The sequence below is a fragment of the Candidatus Defluviibacterium haderslevense genome, from assembly GCA_016712225.1.
Lineage (GTDB): Bacteria > Bacteroidota > Bacteroidia > Chitinophagales > Saprospiraceae > Vicinibacter > Vicinibacter haderslevensis.
Map to the genome: position 1 here is coordinate 3656069 of JADJRL010000003.1, position 25114 is coordinate 3681182.

At 33.7% G+C, this 25114-nt stretch carries 20 protein-coding genes; 9 read left to right on the forward strand and 11 right to left on the reverse strand.

Annotated elements, in window-relative coordinates; translation table 11 throughout:
- Nucleotides 1-317: 317 nt before the first annotated feature.
- On the forward strand, nucleotides 318-1283 hold the full coding sequence (locus IPK88_14295; GenBank protein MBK8244594.1) for a hypothetical protein: 966 nt from the start codon (nucleotides 318-320) through the stop codon (nucleotides 1281-1283).
- Entirely contained in the window at nucleotides 1262-1867 is a 606-nt protein-coding gene (locus IPK88_14300) for a tRNA-(ms[2]io[6]A)-hydroxylase (GenBank protein MBK8244595.1), read from the forward strand. Before IPK88_14295 ends, IPK88_14300 begins: the two co-directional genes overlap by 22 nt.
- Before the next feature lie 38 nt (nucleotides 1868-1905).
- On the opposite strand, the gene IPK88_14305 is transcribed toward IPK88_14300, so the two are convergent.
- Nucleotides 1906-3183, reverse strand: coding sequence for a DEAD/DEAH box helicase (locus IPK88_14305; protein ID MBK8244596.1), 1278 nt, complete (start codon nucleotides 3181-3183; stop codon nucleotides 1906-1908).
- 531 nt (nucleotides 3184-3714) lie between these two features.
- Here IPK88_14305 and IPK88_14310 point away from each other — a divergent pair.
- From IPK88_14310 to IPK88_14320, 3 genes are all read left to right on the forward strand, one after another.
- Entirely contained in the window at nucleotides 3715-5754 is a 2040-nt protein-coding gene (locus IPK88_14310; GenBank protein ID MBK8244597.1) for a tungsten formylmethanofuran dehydrogenase, read from the forward strand.
- Nucleotides 5755-5758: 4 nt separating this feature from the next.
- On the forward strand, nucleotides 5759-6652 hold the full coding sequence (locus IPK88_14315; protein MBK8244598.1) for a sterol desaturase family protein: 894 nt from the start codon (nucleotides 5759-5761) through the stop codon (nucleotides 6650-6652).
- Between the two features lie 83 nt (nucleotides 6653-6735).
- A complete protein-coding gene (locus IPK88_14320) occupies nucleotides 6736-7224 on the forward strand; it encodes a nuclear transport factor 2 family protein (protein ID MBK8244599.1) in 489 nt (162 codons plus the stop codon).
- A gap of 11 nt (nucleotides 7225-7235) precedes the next feature.
- Here IPK88_14320 and IPK88_14325 read toward each other — a convergent pair whose 3' ends face one another.
- From IPK88_14325 to IPK88_14345, 5 genes are all read right to left on the reverse strand, one after another.
- Nucleotides 7236-8222 (reverse strand): acyl transferase, encoded by a 987-nt coding sequence (locus IPK88_14325; protein MBK8244600.1) that lies wholly within the window; start codon nucleotides 8220-8222, stop codon nucleotides 7236-7238.
- A 6-nt stretch (nucleotides 8223-8228) separates the two neighbouring features.
- Nucleotides 8229-8525: a hypothetical protein gene (locus IPK88_14330; GenBank protein ID MBK8244601.1), complete on the reverse strand. Its 297-nt coding sequence runs from the start codon at nucleotides 8523-8525 to the stop codon at nucleotides 8229-8231.
- A 2-nt stretch (nucleotides 8526-8527) separates the two neighbouring features.
- Nucleotides 8528-9694, reverse strand: coding sequence for a phosphoribosylformylglycinamidine cyclo-ligase (locus IPK88_14335; protein MBK8244602.1), 1167 nt, complete (start codon nucleotides 9692-9694; stop codon nucleotides 8528-8530).
- Between the two features lie 209 nt (nucleotides 9695-9903).
- Nucleotides 9904-10368, reverse strand: a complete 465-nt coding sequence (locus IPK88_14340; protein MBK8244603.1) for a GNAT family N-acetyltransferase — start codon at nucleotides 10366-10368, stop codon at nucleotides 9904-9906.
- A complete protein-coding gene (locus tag IPK88_14345) occupies nucleotides 10365-11222 on the reverse strand; it encodes a hydroxymethylglutaryl-CoA lyase (protein ID MBK8244604.1) in 858 nt (285 codons plus the stop codon). Before IPK88_14345 ends, IPK88_14340 begins: the two co-directional genes overlap by 4 nt.
- A gap of 77 nt (nucleotides 11223-11299) precedes the next feature.
- Between IPK88_14345 and IPK88_14350 the strand changes: the two genes are divergently transcribed.
- The 3 genes from IPK88_14350 (at nucleotide 11300) to IPK88_14360 (ending at nucleotide 13971) form a co-directional block, all read left to right on the forward strand.
- The gene (locus IPK88_14350) at nucleotides 11300-11512 is read left to right on the forward strand and encodes a hypothetical protein (protein MBK8244605.1); all 213 of its coding nucleotides are present in this window, start codon (nucleotides 11300-11302) and stop codon (nucleotides 11510-11512) included.
- Between the two features lie 69 nt (nucleotides 11513-11581).
- On the forward strand, nucleotides 11582-12583 hold the full coding sequence (locus tag IPK88_14355; GenBank protein ID MBK8244606.1) for a hypothetical protein: 1002 nt from the start codon (nucleotides 11582-11584) through the stop codon (nucleotides 12581-12583).
- A 419-nt stretch (nucleotides 12584-13002) separates the two neighbouring features.
- Complete coding sequence (locus IPK88_14360; GenBank protein MBK8244607.1) at nucleotides 13003-13971, forward strand: hypothetical protein; 969 nt, start codon at nucleotides 13003-13005, stop codon at nucleotides 13969-13971.
- A gap of 50 nt (nucleotides 13972-14021) precedes the next feature.
- Here IPK88_14360 and IPK88_14365 read toward each other — a convergent pair whose 3' ends face one another.
- Entirely contained in the window at nucleotides 14022-15260 is a 1239-nt protein-coding gene (locus IPK88_14365) for a DUF1343 domain-containing protein (protein ID MBK8244608.1), read from the reverse strand.
- On the opposite strand from IPK88_14365, the gene IPK88_14370 reads away from it, so the two are divergent.
- Nucleotides 15259-16647, forward strand: coding sequence for a GIY-YIG nuclease family protein (locus IPK88_14370; GenBank protein ID MBK8244609.1), 1389 nt, complete (start codon nucleotides 15259-15261; stop codon nucleotides 16645-16647). The two genes, IPK88_14365 and IPK88_14370, sit on opposite strands and share 2 nt — an antisense overlap.
- On the opposite strand, the gene IPK88_14375 is transcribed toward IPK88_14370, so the two are convergent.
- The 4 genes from IPK88_14375 to IPK88_14390 all read right to left on the reverse strand — a co-directional run bounded on the left by IPK88_14375 (nucleotide 16644) and on the right by IPK88_14390 (nucleotide 25014).
- The gene (locus tag IPK88_14375; protein ID MBK8244610.1) at nucleotides 16644-19091 is read right to left on the reverse strand and encodes a CotH kinase family protein; all 2448 of its coding nucleotides are present in this window, start codon (nucleotides 19089-19091) and stop codon (nucleotides 16644-16646) included. The genes IPK88_14370 and IPK88_14375 overlap by 4 nt on opposite strands.
- 208 nt (nucleotides 19092-19299) lie before the next feature.
- Complete coding sequence (locus IPK88_14380) at nucleotides 19300-22440, reverse strand: hypothetical protein (GenBank protein ID MBK8244611.1); 3141 nt, start codon at nucleotides 22438-22440, stop codon at nucleotides 19300-19302.
- A gap of 420 nt (nucleotides 22441-22860) precedes the next feature.
- Nucleotides 22861-23952, reverse strand: coding sequence for a 3,4-dihydroxy-2-butanone-4-phosphate synthase (gene ribB, locus IPK88_14385; GenBank protein ID MBK8244612.1), 1092 nt, complete (start codon nucleotides 23950-23952; stop codon nucleotides 22861-22863).
- Between the two features lie 3 nt (nucleotides 23953-23955).
- Nucleotides 23956-25014, reverse strand: coding sequence for a glycosyltransferase (locus tag IPK88_14390; protein ID MBK8244613.1), 1059 nt, complete (start codon nucleotides 25012-25014; stop codon nucleotides 23956-23958).
- Nucleotides 25015-25114 lie beyond the last annotated feature (100 nt).

Here is a 25114-nt window from a genome sequence, read left to right on the forward strand (position 1 = left end):
ACAAGCTTGAAATCGCCGCAAAAATAATGTTTTGAACTAATATTATTTCAATTTATTATTAAATGAGGCGAACGATTGAGCGTATTGAATTATTGCCTTTGTCGATAATATATAATTGCATCTTTTAAACGGTTTTTAATATAGTCATACTATATGGGAATTGTTAAGGTTTTGAAAATCCTTTGATTTTGATTCAAAAGGATAATATCAAGCCCTCCAGTCTGAAGCATGGGGTAGGTAATGACTGGGATTGTAGGCTTTTATGTTAGTTAAATTTTGTATTTTTGCCGACCTTTTTCATCTATTTAGGGTAATTCATGCGGTTATTTATATTTTTATTGATTTGCTTTTGTTGTCAACGTGACAATTATGCCCATAATTGCATACAGTTAATAAGAGAGTTTAAGGATACTATACCGGATTTTAATAAGCTAGTTAATGCTAAAATTCTTGAAATTAATACCAGAATTCAGGATGGAAAAGATAAAATGGAATATATCGAAGAAGAAAAAAAAAGATATACTTCAGATCAAAAGGAAACTAGAAAACTAAACAAGCAAATAGAGCAATTGAAATCAGCAAATGATCAAGAACTTTCTCGATTAAATGATTTTAAATTATTGTTGACAGAAGTACATCAATTGCCTTATCAATCTATTGAAGATCAATTGAAATTTCAAAAAAATGCGCAACAAAGAATTAAAAAGCTGGATCATGCTGAATATAAAATTTCTAAAAAAGAGAATTTAAATATTCCCAGAAGTTTGAATGTTGATGTTTATGATTATTCAGAAGCTTTTCAATGCGAATTGGAAGCCAATCAGGATGGTTCTGTCTTTGCTACTAAATACATAAATCTTTTAAGTTATACAGATAGTAAATTGGAACGTTTTTTTAAAGACAAAGAATTTCTAACAATAGATGCCCGAATGCTCAAGTCCAGAAAAACGTACTATCTAGAAATGCGATTAATATTCACTTCCCCACAAGCATTAAAGATATATGGAAATATGGATTCAGGCAATCCCATTAAATTGAGTTTTTTAAATGATGAGTACATTTATTTAAATAGCAATGCCACTTCAAATGGTCAATTGGAAGCAAAATCTGGAAATACAATTTACAAAATTCAATGTGCGTTAAATAAGGAGCAAATTAAAAAATTGAAATCAAAAGATCTGAATAACATTACTTTCATTTGGGATGCTGGAATTGAAACATATGACATTTATCATATAGACGCTTTTCAAAAATTAATGGCATGCATCAGGAAAAAGAATTAACAACCCTTGGATTGCACTTACCTACTGATCCAAGGTGGGCTAATTTAGCTGCAATGTCCCTAGAAGAAATTTTGACGGATCATGCATTTTGTGAACAAAAAGCTGCAAGTGCAGGTATTAGTTTAATTCAATTGTTTCCTGACAAAAAGGAATTAGTGCAACAAGTTTCTGAAGTGGTTGCGGAGGAATGGGAACATTTCAAAATGGTTGTAAAAGAACTAGAGAATAGGAATTTGAAGCTTGGATTTCAAAGAAAAGATATTTATGTAACAGAGCTTTTGAAATTTGTTAAAAAGGGTGGAAGTCGCGATGAGCGTTTATTAGATTTGTTATTATTAAGTGCAGTCATTGAAGCTAGAAGTTGCGAAAGATTTAGATTGCTTTCACTCGAATTAAAAGAACAAAATCTAAGAGATTTCTATCATCAGTTTGTCATTTCTGAGGCGGGACATTATCGTTTATTTTTAAATTTAGCAGAACGCTACTTGGGTAAAGAAAAAACATGGAAGCGCTGGCAAGAATTTCTGGATTATGAAGCTCAAGTCATGGCAGACATTGGACTGCGTGCCGGTAGTATGCATTAATCCAGTGTATTTATGAAATTTATTGAAAATTGCCTGTTTTATTTATTGGCAACTATCGAATTTCCATATCTCCTTTTATCTCTTTTTTGACGATTCAGTCTGCGATCTATGGGTTTTCCTTGTTCGTCAACTTTTTTACGTGGGGGTCTTTGTACAGGTGCAGCTTTTACCGGATTATGAATTAATAAAGGAAAAGGATGATTTTCGATAACTGGAAGTTTTTTAGAAATTAATTTTTCAATATCTTTTAAAAAAGGTTTTTCTTCTGCGTCACAAAACGAATATGCCGTTCCTTTAGCTCCTGCTCTACCGGTTCTTCCAATTCTATGTACATAAGTTTCTGATATGTTAGGAATTTCATAATTGATTACATATTCTAAATCATCGACATCGATTCCTCTTGCAGCAATGTCTGTTGCAACTAACACTCTGGTTGTTTGAGCTTTGAAATTAGTTAATGCCCGTTGTCTGGCGTTTTGGGCTTTATTACCATGAATGGCTTCAGCTTTAATATTGTTCGTATGTAAAACTTTGACCACTTTGTCAGCACCATGTTTCGTTCTGGTGAAAACCAATACAGTCTTGATGTCTTTGTTTTTTAGTATTTCAATGAGCAGCTTATTTTTATTTCCTTTATCAACAAAATAAATAAATTGTTGAATGGTGTCAGCAGTTGAAGAAACCGGTGTGACTTCTATTTTTATAGGTTTATGTAATATGTTTGATGATAATTTAACAATTTCATCAGGCATGGTTGCAGAAAAAAACAAAGTTTGTCTTTTTTTAGGTACACTGGCTATGATTTTTTTTACATCGTTGATAAAACCCATATCTAACATACGGTCTGCTTCATCTAAGACTAAGATTTCTACATGTTGTAAGGTCAGATGTCCTTGATTCATTAGGTCTATAAGTCGTCCAGGAGTAGCTATTAAAATATCAACTCCATTTCTCAATGCTTCTGTTTGTTGGCCCTGATTAACACCGCCAAATATTACAGTACTTCTTAATGGCAAATGTCTGCCATATGATTTGAAACTTTCATTGATCTGTATCGCCAATTCACGAGTTGGAGTAATGATAAGGCTTCTGATGGAACGTTTTTTTAAATTATGGGGAGATTGACTTAACAACTGTAAAATCGGTATAGCAAATGCTGCAGTTTTACCGGTTCCTGTTTGGGCACATGCCAATAAATCGGTGCCTTGAAGTCCAATTGGAATAGCTTTTAATTGAATGGGTGTTGGAATCGAGTAGCCTTCTTCTTCTAATGATTTAAGAATAGGATCAATGATGTGTAGATCTTGAAATTGCATGTAAATAAAAAATAATTTTGAAAATAATAGAAATGAATGGGTAGGTTCTTTTAGAAATATGATGCAAGGTAGTCATTTAATTGAGCATTTTTTTCTAAATTTTTCTGGATAGGCAAATAAGTTGTTAAATTATCGTAAATGGAGCATTTAATTTTGACATTTATTTGAATTCATCCTTTTAAATGGTAAATCGGATCAATTGTTTTAGATAAATATCAAAATTTATTCTAAATGTTAGTGGTTGTTTAATTTAATCCAACGATCAAGGATTTTGAGTATTGTTAATGTGCAATTTTTGATTTTATATTGGAAATTGAGGTATTATCATTGAGCCATTTTTATTTTATTACATTTTGCTATTTCTTTTCCATTTCCATGGTTATTTGTAGTGTTTGAATAGTATTATAAAGTAAAACAATATGAATGGAGGTGCAAAATAGTCTTTTGTCTCATGCACATATTTTACACTTATAAGTCAATAATTATAGTGAACTTTGCGCGCTTAATCCAACATCTTTTAAAGAATGTCATATGAATCATAAAACCTTAACTAAAGCCTTCTCATTGATTGCAACAGCTAAGGCAATGACTGAAATATATGAAGCGAATTTTAAGTTTGCTTCAAAATATGTTCATGCTACATCAAGAGGTCATGAAGCAGTTCAGATTGCAATGGGTCTCCAACTTTTACCACAGGATTATTTGTCAGCATATTATAGGGACGATAGCCTTTTGCTTGCTATAGGAATGAAGCCCTATGATCTGATGTTGCAACTTATGGCCAAGCGGGATGATCCATTTTCAGGCGGGAGAACTTATTACAGTCATCCAAGTCTGAGAGATACAGACAAGCCAAAAATTCCGCACCAATCTTCTGCAACAGGTATGCAAGCTATCCCTACTACTGGAATTGCCATGGGAATTCAGTATAAGGAGTTGATGAATTTTGAAACTGTTCAAGATCTCAAGCCAATCGTTGTATGTTCACTAGGAGATGCATCCATTACAGAAGGTGAGGTCGCTGAAGCATTTCATATGGCTTCATTGAAGCAATTGCCAATTCTTTATTTAGTTCAAGATAACGACTGGGATATTTCCGCTCATAGTAGTGAAATTCGTAGTGGAAATGCAATCGATTATATCAAGGGTTTTCCAGGTATTGAAAGTGCATCTATTGATGGAACTGATTTCGAATTATCATACCAAACCATAGAGCATATTATCAATAAAATGAGGAAAGATCGGAAACCTTTTCTTCTTCATGCAAAAGTTCCTTTATTGAATCATCACACATCAGGTGTAAGAAAGGAATGGTACAGAGATGATTTGGAAAGTCAAATGCAACGTGATCCATATGAAAAATTAATAAGTTTACTTGCTAAAAATAATATTTCAAATGATCATATTTTAAGTATAGAATCTGATGCGAATAAATTAGTTGAACTTGATTTTGATCGAGCCCGAAATGCTGAAGATCCAAGACCTGAGGATTTGTATACTCATGATTTTGCTCCAACCCACATTGTTGAAGAAAGTGGAATAAGGCATCCGGATACTTCTGAAGAGAAAGTTATGGTTGATTGTGCTTTATTTGCTGTTGAAGAATTGATGAGAAAACATCCTGAATGTATTTTTTATGGCCAGGATGTTGGGAAGCGATTGGGTGGAGTATTTAGAGAGGCAGCAACCTTGGCTCAAAAATTTGGCGATCATAGGGTATTCAACACACCCATCCAGGAAGCTTTCATTGTGGGTAGTACGGTTGGTATGTCTGCTGTGGGTTTAAAACCGATTGTAGAGGTACAGTTTGCAGATTATATTTGGCCGGGATTGAACCAATTGTTTACTGAGGTTGCTCGCTCATGTTATCTTACGAATGGGAAATATCCTGTGAGTATGATATTAAGAGTGCCGATAGGTGCTTATGGAAGTGGAGGACCTTATCATTCATCCAGTGTCGAATCCGTAGTTTGTAATATCAAAGGAATTAAAGTAGTCTATCCATCAAATGGTGCTGATCTTAAAGGATTGATGAAAGCAGCATATTATGACCCTAATCCGGTCGTAGTTTTCGAACATAAGGGTTTGTATTGGAGCAAAGTACCTGGAACTGAAGCTGCGAAAGTAGTTATGCCTGATGAAGATTATATAGTGCCATTGGGAAGTGCTAAAGTGGTGTTAGAAGCTACTGATAAAGAAGCATCTAGTTTATGTATTATTACTTACGGTATGGGTGTGCATTGGGCATTGAATGCATCTAAATCATATGTCGGGAGAATTACTATTGTAGATCTAAGGACCTTAGTGCCTTTAGATAGGAATACCATTTTTAATGAGGTAAAGAAATTGGGAAGATGCCTCGTTGTTACTGAAGAAACCATTGATAATAGTTTCGCATTGGCTCTAGCCGGATTGATTAGCGAACATTGTTTTGAATATTTGGATGCTCCTGTTAAAACCATTGGATCAAAGAATTTACCAGCCATTCCTTTGAATAGCATTTTAGAACAAGAGATGATTTTGAATGTTGATAAAGTGAAGTTGAGTATTGAAGAATTATTAAATTATTAGTACCATGGATCTAAACTCCATTTTTCACCTGATTCAAGAATCCTATATTGGTTATTGGAATTACCTAAAAAACGAAATATTATTTTCATACGAATACAAGCCTTGGTATGAAAATTATTTTTATGGCTTGGTGTTGCTTTCTTTATTTACATGGTTATTAGAGATTATTTTTCCTTGGCGCAAAAATCAGGCTTTATTTCGCAAAGATTTTTGGTTGGATTTATTTTATGTTTTTTTTAATTTTTTCCTTTTTTCATTAGTGTTATATAATGCATTATCCAATGTCGGTGTTGAACTTTGGAATCAAGTTTTACATGCATTCGGTTTGACTAATATGGTTGCAGTACAATTGTATGAATTTCCAAAATGGGTTCAGTATGTCATTATTTTTATCATTGCTGATTTTATACAATGGAATGTTCATCGTATGTTACATAGAGTTCCCTGGATGTGGAAATTTCACAAAGTACACCACAGTGTTGAAGAAATGGGATTTGCTGCTCATCTGAGATTTCACTGGATGGAAACCATAATATATAAAACCTGTCAATACATTCCATTGGCGATGATCGGTGTCAGTATTGAAGATTTCTTTATAGTCCATATGATCGCTTTGAGTATTGGTCATTTGAATCATGCTAATTTGAATCTAACTTATGGGCCCTTCAAATATTTACTCAATAATCCAGTTATGCATTTATGGCATCATGCCAAACAATTACCTGCCGGAACCTATGGTGTAAATTATGGCATAAGTTTAAGTTTATGGGATTATTTATTCAAGACGAACTATATACCAAAACGAAATGCAGATGTTGTATTGGGTTTTGATGAAATTGAAAAATATCCAACAAGCTTTTGGGAACAGATGAAGCATCCTTTTTTTAAAGAGAAATAAAATTTATAATATTTATTGAAATTTCGGTAAAGCATACAATTTAATTCTAAGAAATAATTTGTCAAATTAAAAATGCATATAGGATGAACCCTTCAAATGAACAAATCATTGCATCTTTTTACAATGCTTTCGCTGTTGGTGATGCAGAAACTATGGCATCTTTATACCACGATCAAGTTACATTTAGTGATCCGGCATTTGGAACATTGCAAGGGGAAGAAGTTCGAAATATGTGGCGGATGTTACTGAGTCGCAATAAGAGTGGTATCCATATTCAATATACTGATGTAAAAGCAAACGAAACTTCAGGTTCCGTGAATTGGCAAGCTAGCTATATGTTTGGGAATCCTCCTCGAAAAATAATCAATAAAATTCAAGCATCATTTAAGTTTAAGGATGGATTGATTCTTGAACATCACGATGTTTTTAATTTATGGACATGGACCCAACAGGCATTTGGATTGCCTGGATATTTATTGGGTTGGACGCCTATGATGAAGAATAAAATAAGAACGCAAACGAGATCTTTACTCCAAAAATTCACGGAACAACGTAATGCTCACGGAAATTAATGGTAAATATTTTATTCCAATAACATATTACAACCTCTGATTTCTTCATCATCTAATCTTCCTAATATTTGAAATTGGGATGCATTTAACTTTATACCCAGGTCTCCGGTTTGGAGAAAAGAGCAAGTGTGAAGATTCCCCAGATCTATGATATTGACTCGTCCACGTTTATTAGCATTCATAATTTCTTTGTGATCATCCGGAGCAGAAATGATGACATCCATAGTTGTTGATCGATTATAATGTATTCCGTTTGGACTATATGCCTGAGACATCATTTCTGTCATGCCATATTCTGAAAATATCTTGGAGCTTGGAAATGATTTATTCAAGGTTTCAATAATTTCAATTTTTGTAAATTGTCGTTTCGAAGACTTAAGACCTCCGGTCTCTATGATGATTAAATTTGGAGCATTTAGTACATATTGTTTTGCAAAGTCATATAATGCAAAGCTTACACCAAAAAGTATGACTTGCTGTTGAGATTGAACCGCATGTGTCAAATCAACAAAGAGTTTTTGAAAATCATCTTTATAAAAAGAGTTACCGGCATTTTGTTTACTTTTCTTCATAAGCAGATGGATCATACAAATTAATGAAGAATTCGGATTGTCTACATATCCGGGCAGCAAGCCAAAGAACTGATAGTTTGATGAATGATTAAAAGCTTCATTAAAATCTTTTAAAATGACGTTTTCATACCAAGCAAGTGATTTTACCAAATGCTTAGACTTGAGCATTCCTGTTGTTCCAGAGGAATAAAAAGTATCTTCTTCTTTCCAATTACCACTTGTAATCCTGTGATATTTGTAACATGAGACCGGAAGAAAAGGGATTTGTGAAATAGTATTAATGTCCGCAACTTTTATTTTTAATAATTGCAAGTATTTATGGAAGATTAGATTTTCTCTAGCTTGAAAACGGAATACTTCTAGTGCAAGATCTTCAAATGTATTTGGATTCACTTGCATTACTTTTTTTTCAAGTATGCTAAACACAATAATTTATCGTTTTAAAAAATAAAACAGAAATAACAATATAAAAATTAAAATAAATACACCGATGATTCCAATCCAACCAATAAATGATTTTGAATCCGTTTCACTATTTGTGGGAGCATGTTCTTGATATGCTGCTTGATTTGTTTCTTTATCAGTTTGGTATAATAGTTTTAATTGATCTACTTGTTTTTTTATTTCAGCATCATTCTTGATCCAGGATTCTACAAAGATAATTTCTTCAGGTGTACAATCTTGGAGTACATATTTGAGTAATACTGCTTTGTTGGGACCAGTTGCCATGACTAATAGTTGAATGTTCCCATAAATGATTCAATCTGGATATCTTCGTTTTCAGAGGATTCTACATGTCCAATTATTTTTGCATCCAAATTAAATTTGGCTGCAATGTCAGTCATTTGAATAGCTGTTTTTTCGTCAGTGTATATTTCCAATCGATGTCCCATGTTATAAACTTGATACATTTCATGATCTGAGCATAAAGTACATTCTCGAATTAACTCAAAGACGGGTGGTAATTCAAATAGAGTATTTTTTATAATTTTTACTTTATTAATGAATTTTTTCACTTTGGTTTGAGCGCCCCCGGTGCAATGTATAATTCCCTGAATTTGCGATCGGTGTTGATCTATAATTTCTTTTAGAATGGGTAAATAGGTACGAGTAGGGGATAAGAGAAGATCACCTACGATATAATTTTTGTCTTTGTGTAGATATTGATCTGTTAGTCTATATCGCCCTGTATATTTATATTCGTCTAAAGTTTCAGGGGAACATGATTCCGGATAATGTTGAAGATAGTGTTTATTAAGTACATCATGTCTTGCGGCCGTTAGTCCATTGGAGCCGATACCGCTATTGTATTTGTTTTCATAAGTTGTTTGGCCAAAAGATGCGAAACCTACAATAACCGATCCGGGCTTGATATTGATTGGAATAACTTTTTCTTGAGGCATTCTTGAAAAAGCTGTAATGCCAACATCAATAGTTCTTACTATATCTCCAACATCTGCAGTCTCTCCACCACCTGAGATTATAGAAATACCATACGAGGTTAATTGTTGTAGAATATCATTACTTGAAGCGATCAGTGTTTTTATTATTTCTTTAGGTATGAGATGTTTGTTTCTACCAATTGTTGATGAGATAACAATATCAGTGTAAGCGCCTACGCAGGCCATATCATCTATATTCATGACCAATGCATCCTGAGCAATATTTTTCCAGACGGATAGGTCGCCCGTTTCTTTCCAATACAAATAAGCCAGACTGGTTTTGGATCCAGCTGTATCCGCATGAATAATATTGCAATACGAAGAATCTTTGGCAACTAAATCAGGTAAAATTTTACAAAATGCATTTGGAAAGAGGCCTTTGTCAAGTTCTTTTATAGCATCGTGAATTTCATCTTTCGATGCGGACACACCCAGTGAATCATAGCGATTTATCATTAATTGAAAAGCTTTGGCTGGGACAAAAGTATCATTATTAAGGCAATTCAAATGGTAAAAAATAGGATTTAGTGTTTTGAATTTTGAATTTCTGGCACAGCATTTGCAAATAGTAATTTATCCTGTAGAAAACAAAACCGAATACTAAAAGTATCTGTTAAAACCAAACTATTGAAAATCCTGTCTTATTCGTAAGATGGGATTTTTTTTTAAAGTGCTATCTGCTGAGAAATATGTTTTTCCATTTTTTGATGTGCTATTCCAACTTCAACAAATGGAGCTCCTGCAGCCAAATAATTCATTGAAAGATAAAATGGAACTGCAGTGTCTCTGGCATGTAATTCTATGTTCTTAAATCCTTGAATTAGAGCCCAATGTTCTGCTTGGCTTACTAATATTTTGCCTAAACCCTGACCTTGAACGTCTTGATCTACAACCACTTGCCGCATTTTTAAGGTATGTTCATCAATAGCTTTAAAAGTAAGGCAGGCTTTTAAGAACTGATTTTGATCGTAAAGTCCAAAATGGTAAGAGTCCCATTCTTCAATAATTTGTTCTTCAGTATAATCCAAACCTAAAGGGGCTCTTAAAATTCGATATCTTAATCGCAGACTATCATCATATTCCGGAGACGCATATTCTATTTGACAAAATGCAAGAGTTGTACTTTTCATAAGAAGACTTCATTACTATAAAGCATTGCTTTTTCAAATTGATTCATGTTGATTCCTGTATCAGCACCTAATTCGTTGAAAAATGAAATTAAGTGTTCAGTAGGCATATTTCCTGTCAAATCATCCTTGGCCATAGGGCAACCGCCATACCCCTTAATAGCGCCATCGTATCTAATACATCCAGCTTTGTAGGCGGCTTCAATTTTTTCTTGCCATAGAGAAGGAACAGTATGCAAATGGGCTCCAAATTCAATTTGCGGATAAGCTGGAATGAGGTGAGAAAATAAATAATGAATACTTTCAGGTGTTGCTATTCCGATAGTATCTGATAAAGCTATGATATTACAGCCAATGGGAATCAATTGATCAGCCCAATAGGACACTATTTCTGCATTCCATGGATCGCCATAAGGATTTCCAAAAGCCATAGAAAGATAGACAATCAGTTTCTTGTCTGACTTTACAGCAATATCCTGAATATGTTTAACGGTTTCAAAAGACTCTTCAATAGAACTATTGGTATTGCGCACTTGAAAGGTTTCTGATACGCTAAATGGGTAACCTAAATAAGAAATGGTATCATATTTTGAGGCTTCTATAGCTCCTCGAAGATTGGCTATAATGGCTAGAAGCGATGTTGGGCGTTTGTTCAAATTTAATTTTTGAATGAGCTCATGAGTATCCCGCATTTGGGGAATAGCCTTAGGTGAAACAAAGCTTCCAAAGTCTATGGTATCAAACCCAACATTCAGCAATTGGTCTAAATACTTAAGTTTAATACTGGTATCAATAAAACGATGGATGCCTTGCATGGCATCTCTTGGGCACTCTATGATTTTAATTTTGGGAATCATATATGGAATCCTAAAGGTAGGGCGTTATTCTTTTAAGTAGATGGCAATATTAAAGTAATTTTGCACAAAAGAATAATATGGATAAGCGAGCTGCAGGTTTATTATTGGGTTTTTTGTTGTTTGTCATTTCTTTATTGTCGATTATACTGAGCCTGGTGGGTGTTTCTTTGACCTTTTTAAAGCCTTTGGATGATTTGGGATTTCTCTTTTCGACAACAGTTAAGGGTCTGATGCTGTTTGGAGGTATCATTTTGGTATATATTTTGCAAACAAATAATAAAAATTATTAATATTTTAAATGGGATATCATAATAATTCGAGCTTTTTATACGTACTTTGACTAATAATTCATTTGACTGATGAGACCAATTTCATTTAGCTATCACTTAACAGAGCAAAGAAACAGCATAAAGGCCAAAATTTATTCGGCAATTATCATATCACTATTACTGTTACTTGTCTTTTTTTACAAATTTGACATTGTCGTTCCCGAAGATCTTGAGGCACCACCTTACCTGAGTTTGATTGAGTTCATACCTCAGGAAAGCATCAAAAAATATGAAAATGCAGGTGGTAGTAAAGGACAAGAGGGATTGGAAACTTTAGAGGGTGGATCCCAGGGCAATGCGGAACAGACACCAGAACCTGAATCAGAACCTGTTGCTGAAAAGAAAGTAGAAACCACGCCTGTTGAAAAAATTCCTTCTTCACCAGCATCAACCCCAATTCTAACCAATTCTGAACCCGATATCGTAAAATTACCATCACCACCAAAAATAAATCCTACAACAAAACCAACTTCGCCAAGTACAACTACAACGAGTGTCCCTGAAACAAAATCTACTCCAACCCCATCTACAACCACAACTCATACTTCATCCGGTGATGATGACCATCCAGGATCTGGAGGTTCAGGTACTGGATCTGGAGCGGGTCAAGGTGCTGGAGATGCGAACACAGGTGCTGGAGATGGCGCAGGTGGCGGATCTGGAACAGGAGGAGGCGGCGGAACAGGAGGAGGAGCAGGTGCTGGAACTGGAGCTGGTACAGGAGAAGGAACTGGGGTAGACTTTGAAGCTATCGGGGTCTTAAAAAGAGCTAGGATATACTCTCCAGACTTAAAAAAATTAGCTAGTGCTACCCAACAAAAAGTAGTGTTTAATATTTGTATCAATCGTGAGGGAGATATAACTTATAATGGATTCAATTCTAAATTATCTTCAACCAAGGAGATCAAGTTTGTTCGCGAGGCCATGGGACTCATGAAGCAATTCAAATTCAAGCCTAATCCAAGTGCAGCTAGAAAAGAATGTGGTACTGTAACTATTGCATCAGGTGGAGTCTTGCAAAAATTAAAATAGAAATGGTTTAGCAATACAAAATTGAATTTGTGATTTGCTTTTTTTAAGTTAATCCAGATATATTTAGTGTTTCTTGTGTTTGGCTTTGTACAGATTATTTTTTCTTTCCAGAAATGTCTAAAATTTTCTTCGGGCCAGAATTGTTCTATTTGATTTTTTAAACCTTATGTTCCTGCCAGTTTATGGGTGAAGTCATTTTTTATAAAAAATAAAGTTTCATTTTTTAAACTTGTCTGATGACTTACCCTATTAAGTGCAATAAGTATGTATTTTTTCCAACTTATATCTTCGATTTCCAACTTTCAACTTTAGTAATGTTGCCAAAGTAGATAAGTCAGGAATAAATATTAATATTAAAAAGGAGTATCATAATAATTCGACATATTTATACGTACTTTGAGTAATAAATTAATTAATAGATGAGAACAATATCATTTAGCTATTATTTAACCGAACAAAGAAATAGCATTAAATCCAAAATTTATTCAGCGATTATCATAACTTTATTGCTGCTACTCGTCGTTTACTACAAATTTGAAATTGCAGTTCCTGAAAACCCTGAATCACCACCATACCTGAGTTTGGTAGAATTTATTCCACGAGAAAGTATTAAAAAATATGAAAACGCTAGTGGAAGTAAAGGGCAGGAAGGTTTGGAAACTAAAGCAGGGGGATCATTGGGAAATGGAGATCAATCACATCAATCAGAAGAAATCGCTGATAATAAAGTTGAACCTGTTCAAGTAGAAAAAATTCCTTCTTCACTAGCGGCTACACCTATTCTTACGAATTCTGAACCAGATGTCGTGAAATTACCATCACCACCAAAAATAAATTTTACAACAAGACAAAATACAACAAGTACTAGTTTTCAAGAAGCTAAATCTACGCCTACCTCCTCTACCTCGACAACATATACGTCATCCGAAGATAATGACCAACCAGGATCTGGAGGATCTGGTATAGGAACAGGAGCAGGTCAGGGTGCAGGAAACACGAATATAGGTGCAACAGGGGGATTAGGAATTGGCGGTGGTGGAGGAACAGGAGGAGGTGAAAGTGCAGGCACAGGTGCTGACGAAGGAATTGGAGTAAACCAAGAAGAAATAGGTGATTTAAAAAGAGCTAGAATATATTCACCTGACCTAAAAAAATTAGCCAGTGCCACTCAACAGAAAGTTGTATTTCTTGTTTGTATCAACCGTGAGGGCGAAATCACATACCAATCATTCAATTCAGCAAAGTCCACTACAAAAGAGATAAAGTTTGTGCGCGAAGCCAGTGAACTTATGAAGCAATTTAAATTTAAGCCTAATCCGAATGCCACCAAGAAAGAATGTGGCAACGTAACGATTGAATCCGGTGGGGTGCAACAAAGATTAAATTAGAAATTAATATGCGATTCAAATTTGAGTTTTAGGATTTTGCTTTGGTAAGGTTACTCTGGATAAATTAGATACTTCATTCGTTTAGCTTTATATTGATTTAATTTTTCCCGCCATGATTGTCTGATTTTTTCTTCAGACCAGTTTTCTTCTATTTGATTTTTTAAATCTTGTGTTCCGGCAAGTTTATGGATGAAATTATTTTTTAGAAAAAACAATGACCCTCCTTTTAAACATTGCTTAGCATTCAATATAGGTTTTAGGTTTATTTTTTTTGATTGATAGCATGATGTTATTGAAGTGGTTGTCAAACTAAATCCTATACAAGAAATTCCATTGAATGGTGGATCTTTGGCACCTATATTTTCTTTGGGAGTAAATGCAGTGTCTCCCTTAGTAAATTCTGGATGTCCATATAATTGAAAGGGATATGGTGTCCCTCGTCCTAAACTTACCGTAGTTCCTTCCAATAGACAAAGACTTGGGTACAAAAGTATTGATAATTGATTCGGTAAATTCGGTGATGGGGCTATGGGTAATATATAATGAGAACTATGGCTGTAGTTTTGACATTGAATGACTTTTAACTTTAGTGATTTAGCCTTGTTTATCCATTCTTCTCCTTGAATCATTTTACTTAATTCCCCAATCGTTAGTCCATATACTATTGGTATTGGGTGCATCCCAATAAAGGATCTGAATTGAGTATCTAACACCGGGCCATCGATATAAAATCCATTTGGGTTTGGTCGGTCTAAGACCAATATTTCCATATTGTTTTCAGCACAAGATTCAAGGATATAATGTAATGTGCTGATGTAAGTGTAAAACCTAACACCAACATCCTGGATATCAAATATAATGAGGTCTAAACCTTCAAGGTCTGTAGATTTTGGTTTTTTGTTTTTTCCATATAATGAAATGAGCGGTAAACCCGTTTTTTGATCGGTAGAATTAGATATAGTAGCACCATTGGAATCGGTTCCCCTGAAGCCATGTTCTGGTATAAATATTTTCTTAACATCTACTCCTAAATGAAGCAAACTATCTAATAATGAAGTATTGCCAATCATGGAAGTTTGATTAATCACCAATCCGACACGCTTGCGTTGAAGGAGGGGTAAATATTCCTTGATTTGATAAGCCCCGGGTAAAATAGTAGTGTCTTTTATTGAAAAACTTGCATTATCAGAAGGAATAGTAGACACTGTATTAACTTTGGGCGAACAACCATAAAATGGTGGTAAAACAAGCAATTGGAGTAAAGGGATGAGCATTATTTTATAGATCATGACACGATTTGCAATTATAGATATTGAGACAACTGGCATTCAGTTTAAACAGGGCAAAATTACTGAAATTGCAATTCTAATTTATCAAAATGGTCAAATAGTAGATCAGTTTGAGAGTTTAATCAATCCGGAAACTTCAATTCCATTTGAAATTACCCGAATTACAGGGATCACCAATGAGATGGTGGAACAAGCACCTAAATTTTATGAAGTTGCAAAAAAAATTCTTGAAATAACACATGACGCTATTTTTGTAGCTCATAATGTTCAATTCGATTATTCTTTTGTCAAAGAAGAATTTAGTGCATTGGGATATTCATTTTCAAGAAAAAAACTGTGCACGGTTCAATTGAGCCGCAAACATTTTCCAGGATTAAAATCTTATGCTTTAGGCAATTTAATTAAGCATTTCAATATTGAAGTTACAGATCGCCACAGGGCATACCAGGATGCAATGGCCACTAGTAAATTATTTCATTTAATCTTGCACGCCAATGATCATGCGACAGATTTTATGAATCAATTGGTGAGTAATGTTAAAGATGCAAAATTGCCTGGAAGTCTGAAGCGGGAAGATGTAGATGCTATACCGGATGAAGTGGGGGTGTACTACATGTGCAATGAAGCAGGTGACTATGTTTACATTGGAAAAAGTATCAATATTCGAGAGCGAATTTATCAGCATTTTAGTGAGACCGGATATAAAGTGTCCAAAATGTTACGGCAAGTGCATCGTATAGAATATACGTTAACTGGAAGTGAATTAATGGCGCAATTATTAGAATCCAGTGAAATAAAAAAATACGGCCCGGAGATCAATCGCGCCCAAAGATCAAGTAAGGATCAGTATGCAATGTATAGAACACTGAATGATTTAGGGTATTTTCAATATCTTATTAAACACAAAGAGTGGCTGGATGAAAAAGCTGACGTTGTACAATTGTTTTCAAGTCAAAAAAAAGCTTCTGAATATTTAGATTATCTTATTCATGAATATCATCTATGTGAACAGGTTAATTCATTGAAAAAAAATGAACAATTGCCATGTTATCGATACCAGATTGGAATTTGTTTGGGTGCCTGTGCCGGACAAGAGACAAAGGAATCGTATAATGAAAGATTTGAAATCATGCACCAAAAAATCAACCGATTTTTTCAACGCAATTTTATTTTATATGATAAAGGACGCAGTGAATCCGAAGTGTCTGTATTTGTTATTGAAAACGGATTTTGTAATGCAATTGGATATTTAGATAAAGATATTTCTTATGAACAACCTGAAGTATTAAAAGAATCGCTTAAATCGTTCCGTGGTAATATAGAGACGAATGGAATTATCAATCAATATATAAAAAAGCATCCCAGTCTCAAGAAGATTTATTTTTAATGAGCCTGAAATATCATTTGAGATGCATTGATGGCTCCTGATGATTTTATAAAGTATATTTTTGAATGCTTTGGAAAGTCTCGAATCTGAATATAATTCCAATACTTCAAAATTGGAAAGTTCAATCTTTGATAGACCAATTGACCCAACACATTTGTAATTTCAATATCAATGAATCCATTCTTTTCAGAATATAGTTCAAGATTCATTGCATCTATTACTGGATTTGGGTAAACCACAAATGGAGTAGCGGATTTTTTTGGTTTTGTGATTAATTTTATTTTGAGATCTGAATTCATATTGATGTCCAATGGATACTGATAACTTATCAGGGTGTCATTAATTTCCCAATGATCAAATTCAAAACGATTTGAAGCATCAACTTCTATTGTTATCGGATTGCCATCAAAATAAATTCCTTCCCATGGGAAATGATTTAATTTCAATGAGTTTAAGAGGATTTCAATGTGATCCTGTGGATTAGCATCTAGGGTTATCCGGGCTAGTTTATTTAATTTAAATTCATTCAATATTCCTGTTCGTTGGATCTTAGGTTTATCTTCGATATAGGGTTTTATAGATTGTTCTATTTCAGATTTCCATTGATTGATGTTCCCTGTTGGCCACTTATTAAAATGATCTTGTAGATATGGCAATTCCAATTGAGTGATATAATCTATTTTGGAATTGACTTGATCAGGCAATAAAGTGGTATTTATTAGATCAGCATATCTGTTTATAAAATATTTTTTAAACTCGGGATTGGTCAATAATTTTTTTAAGATTTGTACATGAATATTTTCTGAATACTTATCAGCATTTAATAATAACTGAAGGTAATCCTGTTCTGGTGCAGTCCAACCATAAGCGTGTAATGAAGCGTCTAGGTCAAACATGACGTATCGCCATTTTCCGCTTGTTCTAGGTTTCCAGTATTTGATATTATTATTAGGCCAATCAGCATTATTAAAATAAGTTTCCAGGATGGTATAATCGCAAAAACTAAGGACATCGAATTGGGATTTGACGTAATCATAGGTCTCGGATTGAGTAAGGTCATTGGACATGATGTAAGAATGTAATGCATTAAATGCAAGACTGTCTCCAGAAATAATTGCATTATGCTCTTCAAGAAAATCGCAGCAGCCTTCATCTAACTTATAATTGGATAACAAATAGGTATTATCAATTTTTTCTCTCAACTCGTGTATTCCCCAGAATTCACCATTAATGTATACCAGCACAGGTTGAAACCCATTCATGTCAATGTTCAAACCAGCATCGAGTCCAATGGTGTGAACCAATCCATCTCGCATCATACCATGATTAAAATCACTGCCGAAATTTCTCAACACCAAATGTTTAAATGCAGTAGCAGGTTTGTTTCTAAAAAAAGAATAATCTAGATATTTTATGTCATTATCGGGTATATCCAGAATTCGCAAGGCTTTCATAGGTTGAGTTCTGGTAGCTTTTCCACCATGAATCTCAGTATTAAAATCACCTTCAATTGTTAATGCATTTGAGCTATCAAAAAAATAAACATGCATGGGGCGTGTCCAGTTTTGCCAAAAATTCGCACCATAATATGGATATTCCGTTGAAGCATTCGGGCCATTGACATAAATGCCTATGGAATCACTAAATAAATCTTTTGGATCGATGATGATAGAAATTACAGGCAAATGTTTCTGCTCACTAATAAAATACGAATGAAAACTTGGCTTAGACCAGCTTTGATTTTTATATTTTATAATTAATGTTAACACACTTGTTTTTGATACGTGGATATTTTCATGGTACACATTGGAAAGTAGATTTGGAATAGTGCCATCAGTGGTATAAAAAATGGAGTCTTGAATTGAATGTTCTACTATGCTCAATATCAATGGATGGTCATAGAATCCTGAAGGGTAGTTTAAGTTAATTTTACTCACAGAACACGAAGGATTTTGGTCGCTGTATTCATTGGTATTACCTGGAGATACGGTTCGAAAACAGCTTGTAATATTAGGATTGTCTGATGCATTGCCGTAAGATTGATTCTCCGGAATTTCAGGAAATGGAAATGTTTGTACTAAAGATTGGTTCTTGGTCAGATAAAGCGTCTCTCCGGTAGAACTCAGTTTAAAATTGGTATGAAATAGGATGTTAGTATTGTTTTTTGAATCCGCATAGAGGATAATAAACGATTTTGATTTAAGTATGGTTTGATTTGGAAAATTCCATTTATATAAATCATTTTTATCATCAGAAACATAATATTCCTGTAAGTCTATTTCATCATTTCCAGCGTTATGAAGTTCAATCCAATCGGAGTATTCACCATTTTCATCTTTTAAATTATTCGAATTTTTTGAGCAGACCTCATTAATATAAAGTTGACCAGGTAATTCTTGGATTAGGTTAAAGAATATGATCGTTAAGACTAAAATCAATCTCATAGTATTATATTTGAATGGTGAATTGAGGATATTTTTAACTCATTGTTAGCATGTATTTATCTTGTTTGAATTGAATATCACCCTTTATGAAGACAATACAACAAAATGAAACAAAAATGCAGTTAAAAGTTAAATTGCCTTGATCATTGTATTTGTGCATTATCTCCGGTTTAATAAAAATCCAAAAATCTAAACTTATATAATTTACCTAATTCATTGGAATCAATTTGATTATTCCGGATTTGCCAGATTCTGAAATAACTTTAACAAGAAGTATTTGAGAATTTAAATTGTCCTTTTTAATTAATAAGGTACTATTATTTGAATATAATTTAGATAAAAGTTTCCCGTCTAAATTATAAACCCAAATGGTTTTGTTTTCATTTTCGATTTGCTTGGGAAAAACAATGGTTGTTGATTCCATGAATGGATTGGGAACAGCCGTTAAAAATATTTTATTATCTATATCATTCGATTGAGTAGAAATTAAAAGTTTTAAGTTTACTGTATTGGTTAAAACGGGTTCATTGAAATCAAAATAAATGGAAGCTGTGTTTTTAATAATCGAATTGGCTGGAAGGTTATTCTTCTGTTGGATTTGGTACTTGATAAATCCATGAGAACCCATTTCATGAATATTACTGTCCGGTAAAAATATATTTCTAAATGAAAAAGTGAGTTGACCATTCTTATCCAAATCATATGTATAGCGATGACTTGAAGAAGTTATTTTAAAACTTTTCCAATCAAGATTTGGATCTAATTGGTCTTTAATAGTTACGTTGAATGCTGTATCAGTTCCTGTGTTTTGAAATCTAATTAAATATTCTAAAACAGAATTAGGCGTGGTAAAGTCAGTTAACGTTTGACCTTTAACAAATGCTTGTTTGTCATTGGGGTCATAAGACCCCCTGTTTTGTTGGCAGAAGGTATTTTTAATGGTATTCTGCTGAAGGGATTCACAGTTTTTAGTTTCTTGAAGAGTAGCATTAATGCAATGTGTTTGGCCTAATCTGGAATTACAAGCAATGGTAAAGATTAATTCAATCTGAACTTCGCCATTTGATGTTATTTTGGGAATAATAAATTGAATATTATTATTCACTTTGGAAGAAATGGGTATAGATGATCTTATATTTTCCCAAAACGGATCAACTTCAATGTCCAGGATTTGGTTGATTGCATCTATTGTTCCAGAATTTTTAATGGTTATAATTAGGGAATTATTATCAAAGCATCTTCGGTACCTTCCTGCGGCAATATCGAGATTTAGAATAGTGCATAAGGCTTTAGGTCTAATCAGTAATTCACTGAGCAGAAGTTTTTCATTTGCTCTAACTGTAAAGCTTGAGGGGAAATTACATTCTTCCCATAAATTTATATTTTCATTTAGTTTTATATTATACGTTCCACTGTCTAAGCCAATATGAAATTGGCCACGTTCATTAGAACGGGTACTCCATTCATCTGCTGTTTGGGTATTGATGAATTTTAAGGACATTGAAGATACAGTATCCAAATTATTGTTGAGTTGACAATTATTGTCTACATCTTTATACGTGCTTGAATAACAAACGGCATTAGTTAATAATCTTTGTCTTCTGCTTTTAAAAACGCCACTGTTATCTCCAGTTAAATAAATGTAACCATCTTCACTTCTTTGGCCATAAAACAAAGAATTCCTGTTTCTATCTGGTATTTCTGATGTTGATATTTCCAAAGAATTATTATTAAAAATATTAAAAATAAAAACCTTCTTGTCTTTTAATCTAATCAAATAGTCTTCTAAGTCAGGTTTGTAATAGCTATCAACTATTCTGAATTTTGTATTGCCAAAATCAAAACTATAAAAAGCATTTTGACCTTCATTCCAATATAGCACATTATTATTGGATAAACTAACTTGATTTATATTCGAATTTGGTGAGGTAGTCACTTTGTTCCATGTTATGCCAAAGTCCATAGAATACCAAATGTTAAGATCATCAGAAAGGCCATAAATAATGTCATTATTTGATAAATTGATGATGTTCATACCCACTGGTAGACGGATTGTCAACCAGTTTATTCCAAGGTCTAACGAAATGTATAATTGATCAATAGTTTTAATCATTAAGTGATTTTTATCATTTACAGAGATTGTAGACTCTTTAGTCTTGGGAGATTTTATAGTCTTCCAGCTTACGGTTTGGTCATCACTGTACTTGATAACTGGCCCTAAAATAAAGTATGTGCCCTCTTTAGTGAGTATATATCTAGAATCTGCAATGTCTGCCAATCGCTCCCAGGTTTTTCCAAGATCTTTACTGATAAAATCTCCATCGTAGTTATTGATTAATAAATCACCTTTAGTGGATGATTGTATGATATCAAGACTTGCATTGTTTCCCGGATAAGTTATGTATTTTAAAGATGACAAATTTTTTATTAATCGCATGTTATAAACATGCTGAACAAGAAGTGTATTAGTTTCAGAAATTGATGTTACCAGTTCATCATATTTAGAAAAATTACCAAGATTCAATGGCACAATATTCCAATTGATGCCATTATCAATTGATTTAAATATTCCAAGATTGGTAATGCATAATATACTATTATCTTTTGGAAAGATAATTTCCATGAGGTCGAAAGTGCCAGAGTTGATAATTGAGATATAAGTCCAACTTTTTCCATCTAAAGAACGGAAAAATCCATTTTCTCTTATGGATAAAAATACGCCGGATGATAATTGATAATAGAGCAAATTGCCTGGCATAGTAGAATGGATTTGTGTTCTAGTTGTGCCGTCATCTTTGCAGCTATATAATTCTGTTTTACTTGAACTTGTTTTAGTAGTATAATACTTTTTGTTAGCGCCGCCATCAACAATATTTGTGATATTGTCTGAAGTAGTAAATAAGGTATAAAAATTTAACCCTTTGTCAGTTGATCTGTATAATTTTTTACCGCTAGAATAGTAAATATCACCTGAAGTCGCAAACAAAATATGTTCAACTGGGCTGGATCCAATATTTAGTTTTTTCCATACTTTCGTTGTTAAATCTAAAGCGTAGAGCTCATCATTAAGAATAATATAGAAATCCCCAGAAGCTGAAGTATAGATTTTGCGATTTCTCCAAACAATATTGGAATTGAGTCCAGCGCTTATGTTTTCCCAATTCACCCCTTCATCAATCGATAGCCAAACTTCCTTATAGTATGAAACTAAGACTATCATCCCAGTATTATTGATTTTGGCTGAAACGATGTCTGATGCACTTGGGCCTGGGAATTTTTCCCATTCTTGGGATTTAAGACTGTATAAAAAGCATAAACTTAGAATTGAAATAAGGGCAAACTTTTTCATATGAATTAATTTTAGGTGTTTAGTTTGCAAGATAATACTTTTTTTTAATGAAAACAATTAGGATCTTTTATTAAAGATTTAACTCCATAGTTTTTTGGTAAGGTTCAAATTGGTTGTGGTCTTTAATTCCCAAGGTATTCAGGGCTGCTTTCAATATTAAAAGTTAATTGATAAAGTCTTTATAAGATTAAAATATCCTCGTTAGAATCTAAAAGTTGGTAATTGGAAAAAGAAGTTGAATTTATTTCGAACCTTAGAAAAATACCATATCACCCAGATTTTAAATTCTTAGGGTTTTAATAATTAGTTGTTTAAAAGCGTGATTTGAATTGAAACAAATAGACAGAATGTTAATTCATCTACTCATGTTAAAGTAGAATATACAATTAGTAAATATTTAAAACTAAAACTGCATTGAACTTAAAAAGCAATATAATCTTCCACATCCAAGCCATACCCATTCAAAGCTATATTTTTCCTGGGGTTATTGGTTATTAAGCTCATCGTCCGAATGCCCAGATCTTTCAGTATCTGTGCACCAATACCAATTTCTCTAAGGTCTTGTTCTTGTTTTGGAATTTCAATTTTAGAATGTATGATGTTGTCAAGCGCTTGTGGCTCTTTTTGGTTATTGGTTATTAAAAGCAATACACCTGATTCCGCTTTTGATATAATATCCAAGGCTCTTTTTAATTTGGATGAAGAACCATGAATAAATAGATCAATAAGTTCTGACATGGCATCACAATACTGGACCCGGACTTGTGTTTTATTATTTGAATTGATATTTCCTTTTACGAATGCAATATGTTTGTCGTTGGAGTTATACTGACTGTATTGGATGATTTCGATTGGACCAAAACTCATCATATGAGTCCATTGTTGGTCTAATTTTACAAGACGTTCGCTTTGTAATCGGTAAGCTACCAAATCACTAATGGATATGATTTTCAGATCGAATTGTTTTGCTTTTTGGAGGAGTTGGGGCATTCTGGCCATGCTACCATCCTCATTTAAAATCTCAACGAGGGCTCCAACCGGCTTTAAACCAGCCATTCTGGCCAAGTCAATGGTTGCCTCTGTGTGTCCGGTTCGTTGGAGGACGCCACCTGATTTAGCCCTAAGCGGAAATATATGTCCGGGTCTTGCAAAATCACTGCCAACCATATTCTGATCAGTTAATGCTTTTATAGTCAAAGCTCTATCATATGTAGAAATACCGGTAGAACATCCATGGCCGATAAGATCGATTGAAACGGTAAATGCAGTCTCATGTAAAGCCGTATTGGACCTTACCATTAAGGGTAAATTGAGTTCATCAGCTCTGGTTTCCTCCAAAGGCGCACAGATCAACCCACGACCTTGGGTTGCCATGAAATTGACTATATCCGGAGTTATGGTTTCTGCAGCACAGATAAAATCTCCTTCATTCTCGCGATCTTCATTATCCACTACAATGATTAATTTTCCTTCTTTGATGTCTTTTATAGCTGATTCGATAGAACTTAACATATATTATAAACTTCGTTTTGGCGGCTCCCACGAACTTTTGCGAATGCCTTTTAAATATATAAAAAACCCTTTTAACAGAGCAATGTTCATGCTGATGAAATATCTTACATTCCTTATGGGCTTAACATGCAAATTATTTTTTTGTAATATCAGATCTATGCTTGGTATGCCTATCACAATGAAACATAAGATCCAGCTTATAACTTGATATAAATAATTATGGCTTAAACTGAGCAAAAGGCAACTTCCCAGTGCAGCAATGAGTATAAAGGGACCAATCCATCTTAATACTTTATGAGATAAAAAGCAGTACCATCTGCTGAAAGGTGGTGAGTATAAAAATTTCCTGAAGCGTACCAGGTTTTGATAATTTCCCGAGGAAATTCTAACTTTTCGCTTGAATTCTTCGGGCAAAATATTAGGAATTCCTTCGGTGCATATTGCTTTTAAATCATTGATTGATTTTTTATTTTTTTCCAGTACGATCATGCTTAAGAAGAAATCATCAACTATAAAATTGGGTGGAACGTCAACCACTTCCGTCGACCTAATGGTAAAACAACCACCAAAAGCACCCATCATATTTCCCCAAATAGAACTTTCTTTATGTTTGATAAAAATTTCATAATTCATGTAAGCTTTTTCAGATCTTGAAATGCCATCATCTTTGATGCCAATAGGTACAATACAGCTGTCTACCAAACTAATGCTTGGGTCTATATAGTGTTGGCATAAATTGAATATTGTATTTTCTTGCAACATCACATTAGCATCTGTAAATAATACAATGTGGTTTGGAGCTTTTGGATTTGAAAGGAAGGCTTCTTTCATTAAATCATTAATTACAGAAGACTTGCCTCGTCTTTCTGTATAAGGAAAAAACTTAATTTGTGGATTGTCTTTAGCCAATTCTGCTATAACCGCGTTGGATTCATCTGACGAAGCATCAGAACCGATATAAATAGTTAATTTGTCTTTTGGGTAATTGGATGATAAAAGGGTTTCTATTTTTTTTTGAATGACGGACGCCTCATTATATACACTGGTAATACTTGATACCATTGGGAAGTATGAATCATTAGACGCGTTTGATTTTCTCCGTATAAAAAAATGGATCAAAATTAAACTAATAGGGTAGAAGAAGTAACTATGTAAAAAAAGT

Excerpts from the sequence above, each read along its gene's own strand:
- ribB (MBK8244612.1), bottom strand. The coding sequence starts at position 23,952 with ATGTTAAGTTCTATCGAATCAGCTATAAAAGACATCAAAGAAGGAAAA.
- IPK88_14300 (MBK8244595.1), top strand. The coding sequence starts at position 1,262 with ATGCATCAGGAAAAAGAATTAACAACCCTTGGATTGCACTTACCTACT.
- IPK88_14330 (MBK8244601.1), bottom strand. The coding sequence starts at position 8,525 with ATGGCAACTGGTCCCAACAAAGCAGTATTACTCAAATATGTACTCCAA.
- IPK88_14375 (MBK8244610.1), bottom strand. The coding sequence starts at position 19,091 with ATGAGATTGATTTTAGTCTTAACGATCATATTCTTTAACCTAATCCAA.
- IPK88_14305 (MBK8244596.1), bottom strand. The coding sequence starts at position 3,183 with ATGCAATTTCAAGATCTACACATCATTGATCCTATTCTTAAATCATTA.
- IPK88_14335 (MBK8244602.1), bottom strand. The coding sequence starts at position 9,694 with ATGATAAATCGCTATGATTCACTGGGTGTGTCCGCATCGAAAGATGAA.
- IPK88_14345 (MBK8244604.1), bottom strand. The coding sequence starts at position 11,222 with ATGATTCCCAAAATTAAAATCATAGAGTGCCCAAGAGATGCCATGCAA.
- IPK88_14340 (MBK8244603.1), bottom strand. The coding sequence starts at position 10,368 with ATGAAAAGTACAACTCTTGCATTTTGTCAAATAGAATATGCGTCTCCG.
- IPK88_14315 (MBK8244598.1), top strand. The coding sequence starts at position 5,759 with ATGGATCTAAACTCCATTTTTCACCTGATTCAAGAATCCTATATTGGT.
- IPK88_14350 (MBK8244605.1), top strand. The coding sequence starts at position 11,300 with ATGGATAAGCGAGCTGCAGGTTTATTATTGGGTTTTTTGTTGTTTGTC.
- IPK88_14295 (MBK8244594.1), top strand. The coding sequence starts at position 318 with ATGCGGTTATTTATATTTTTATTGATTTGCTTTTGTTGTCAACGTGAC.
- IPK88_14355 (MBK8244606.1), top strand. The coding sequence starts at position 11,582 with ATGAGACCAATTTCATTTAGCTATCACTTAACAGAGCAAAGAAACAGC.
- IPK88_14370 (MBK8244609.1), top strand. The coding sequence starts at position 15,259 with ATGACACGATTTGCAATTATAGATATTGAGACAACTGGCATTCAGTTT.
- IPK88_14390 (MBK8244613.1), bottom strand. The coding sequence starts at position 25,014 with ATGGTATCAAGTATTACCAGTGTATATAATGAGGCGTCCGTCATTCAA.
- IPK88_14365 (MBK8244608.1), bottom strand. The coding sequence starts at position 15,260 with ATGATCTATAAAATAATGCTCATCCCTTTACTCCAATTGCTTGTTTTA.
- IPK88_14380 (MBK8244611.1), bottom strand. The coding sequence starts at position 22,440 with ATGAAAAAGTTTGCCCTTATTTCAATTCTAAGTTTATGCTTTTTATAC.
- IPK88_14360 (MBK8244607.1), top strand. The coding sequence starts at position 13,003 with ATGAGAACAATATCATTTAGCTATTATTTAACCGAACAAAGAAATAGC.
- IPK88_14310 (MBK8244597.1), top strand. The coding sequence starts at position 3,715 with ATGAATCATAAAACCTTAACTAAAGCCTTCTCATTGATTGCAACAGCT.
- IPK88_14320 (MBK8244599.1), top strand. The coding sequence starts at position 6,736 with ATGAACCCTTCAAATGAACAAATCATTGCATCTTTTTACAATGCTTTC.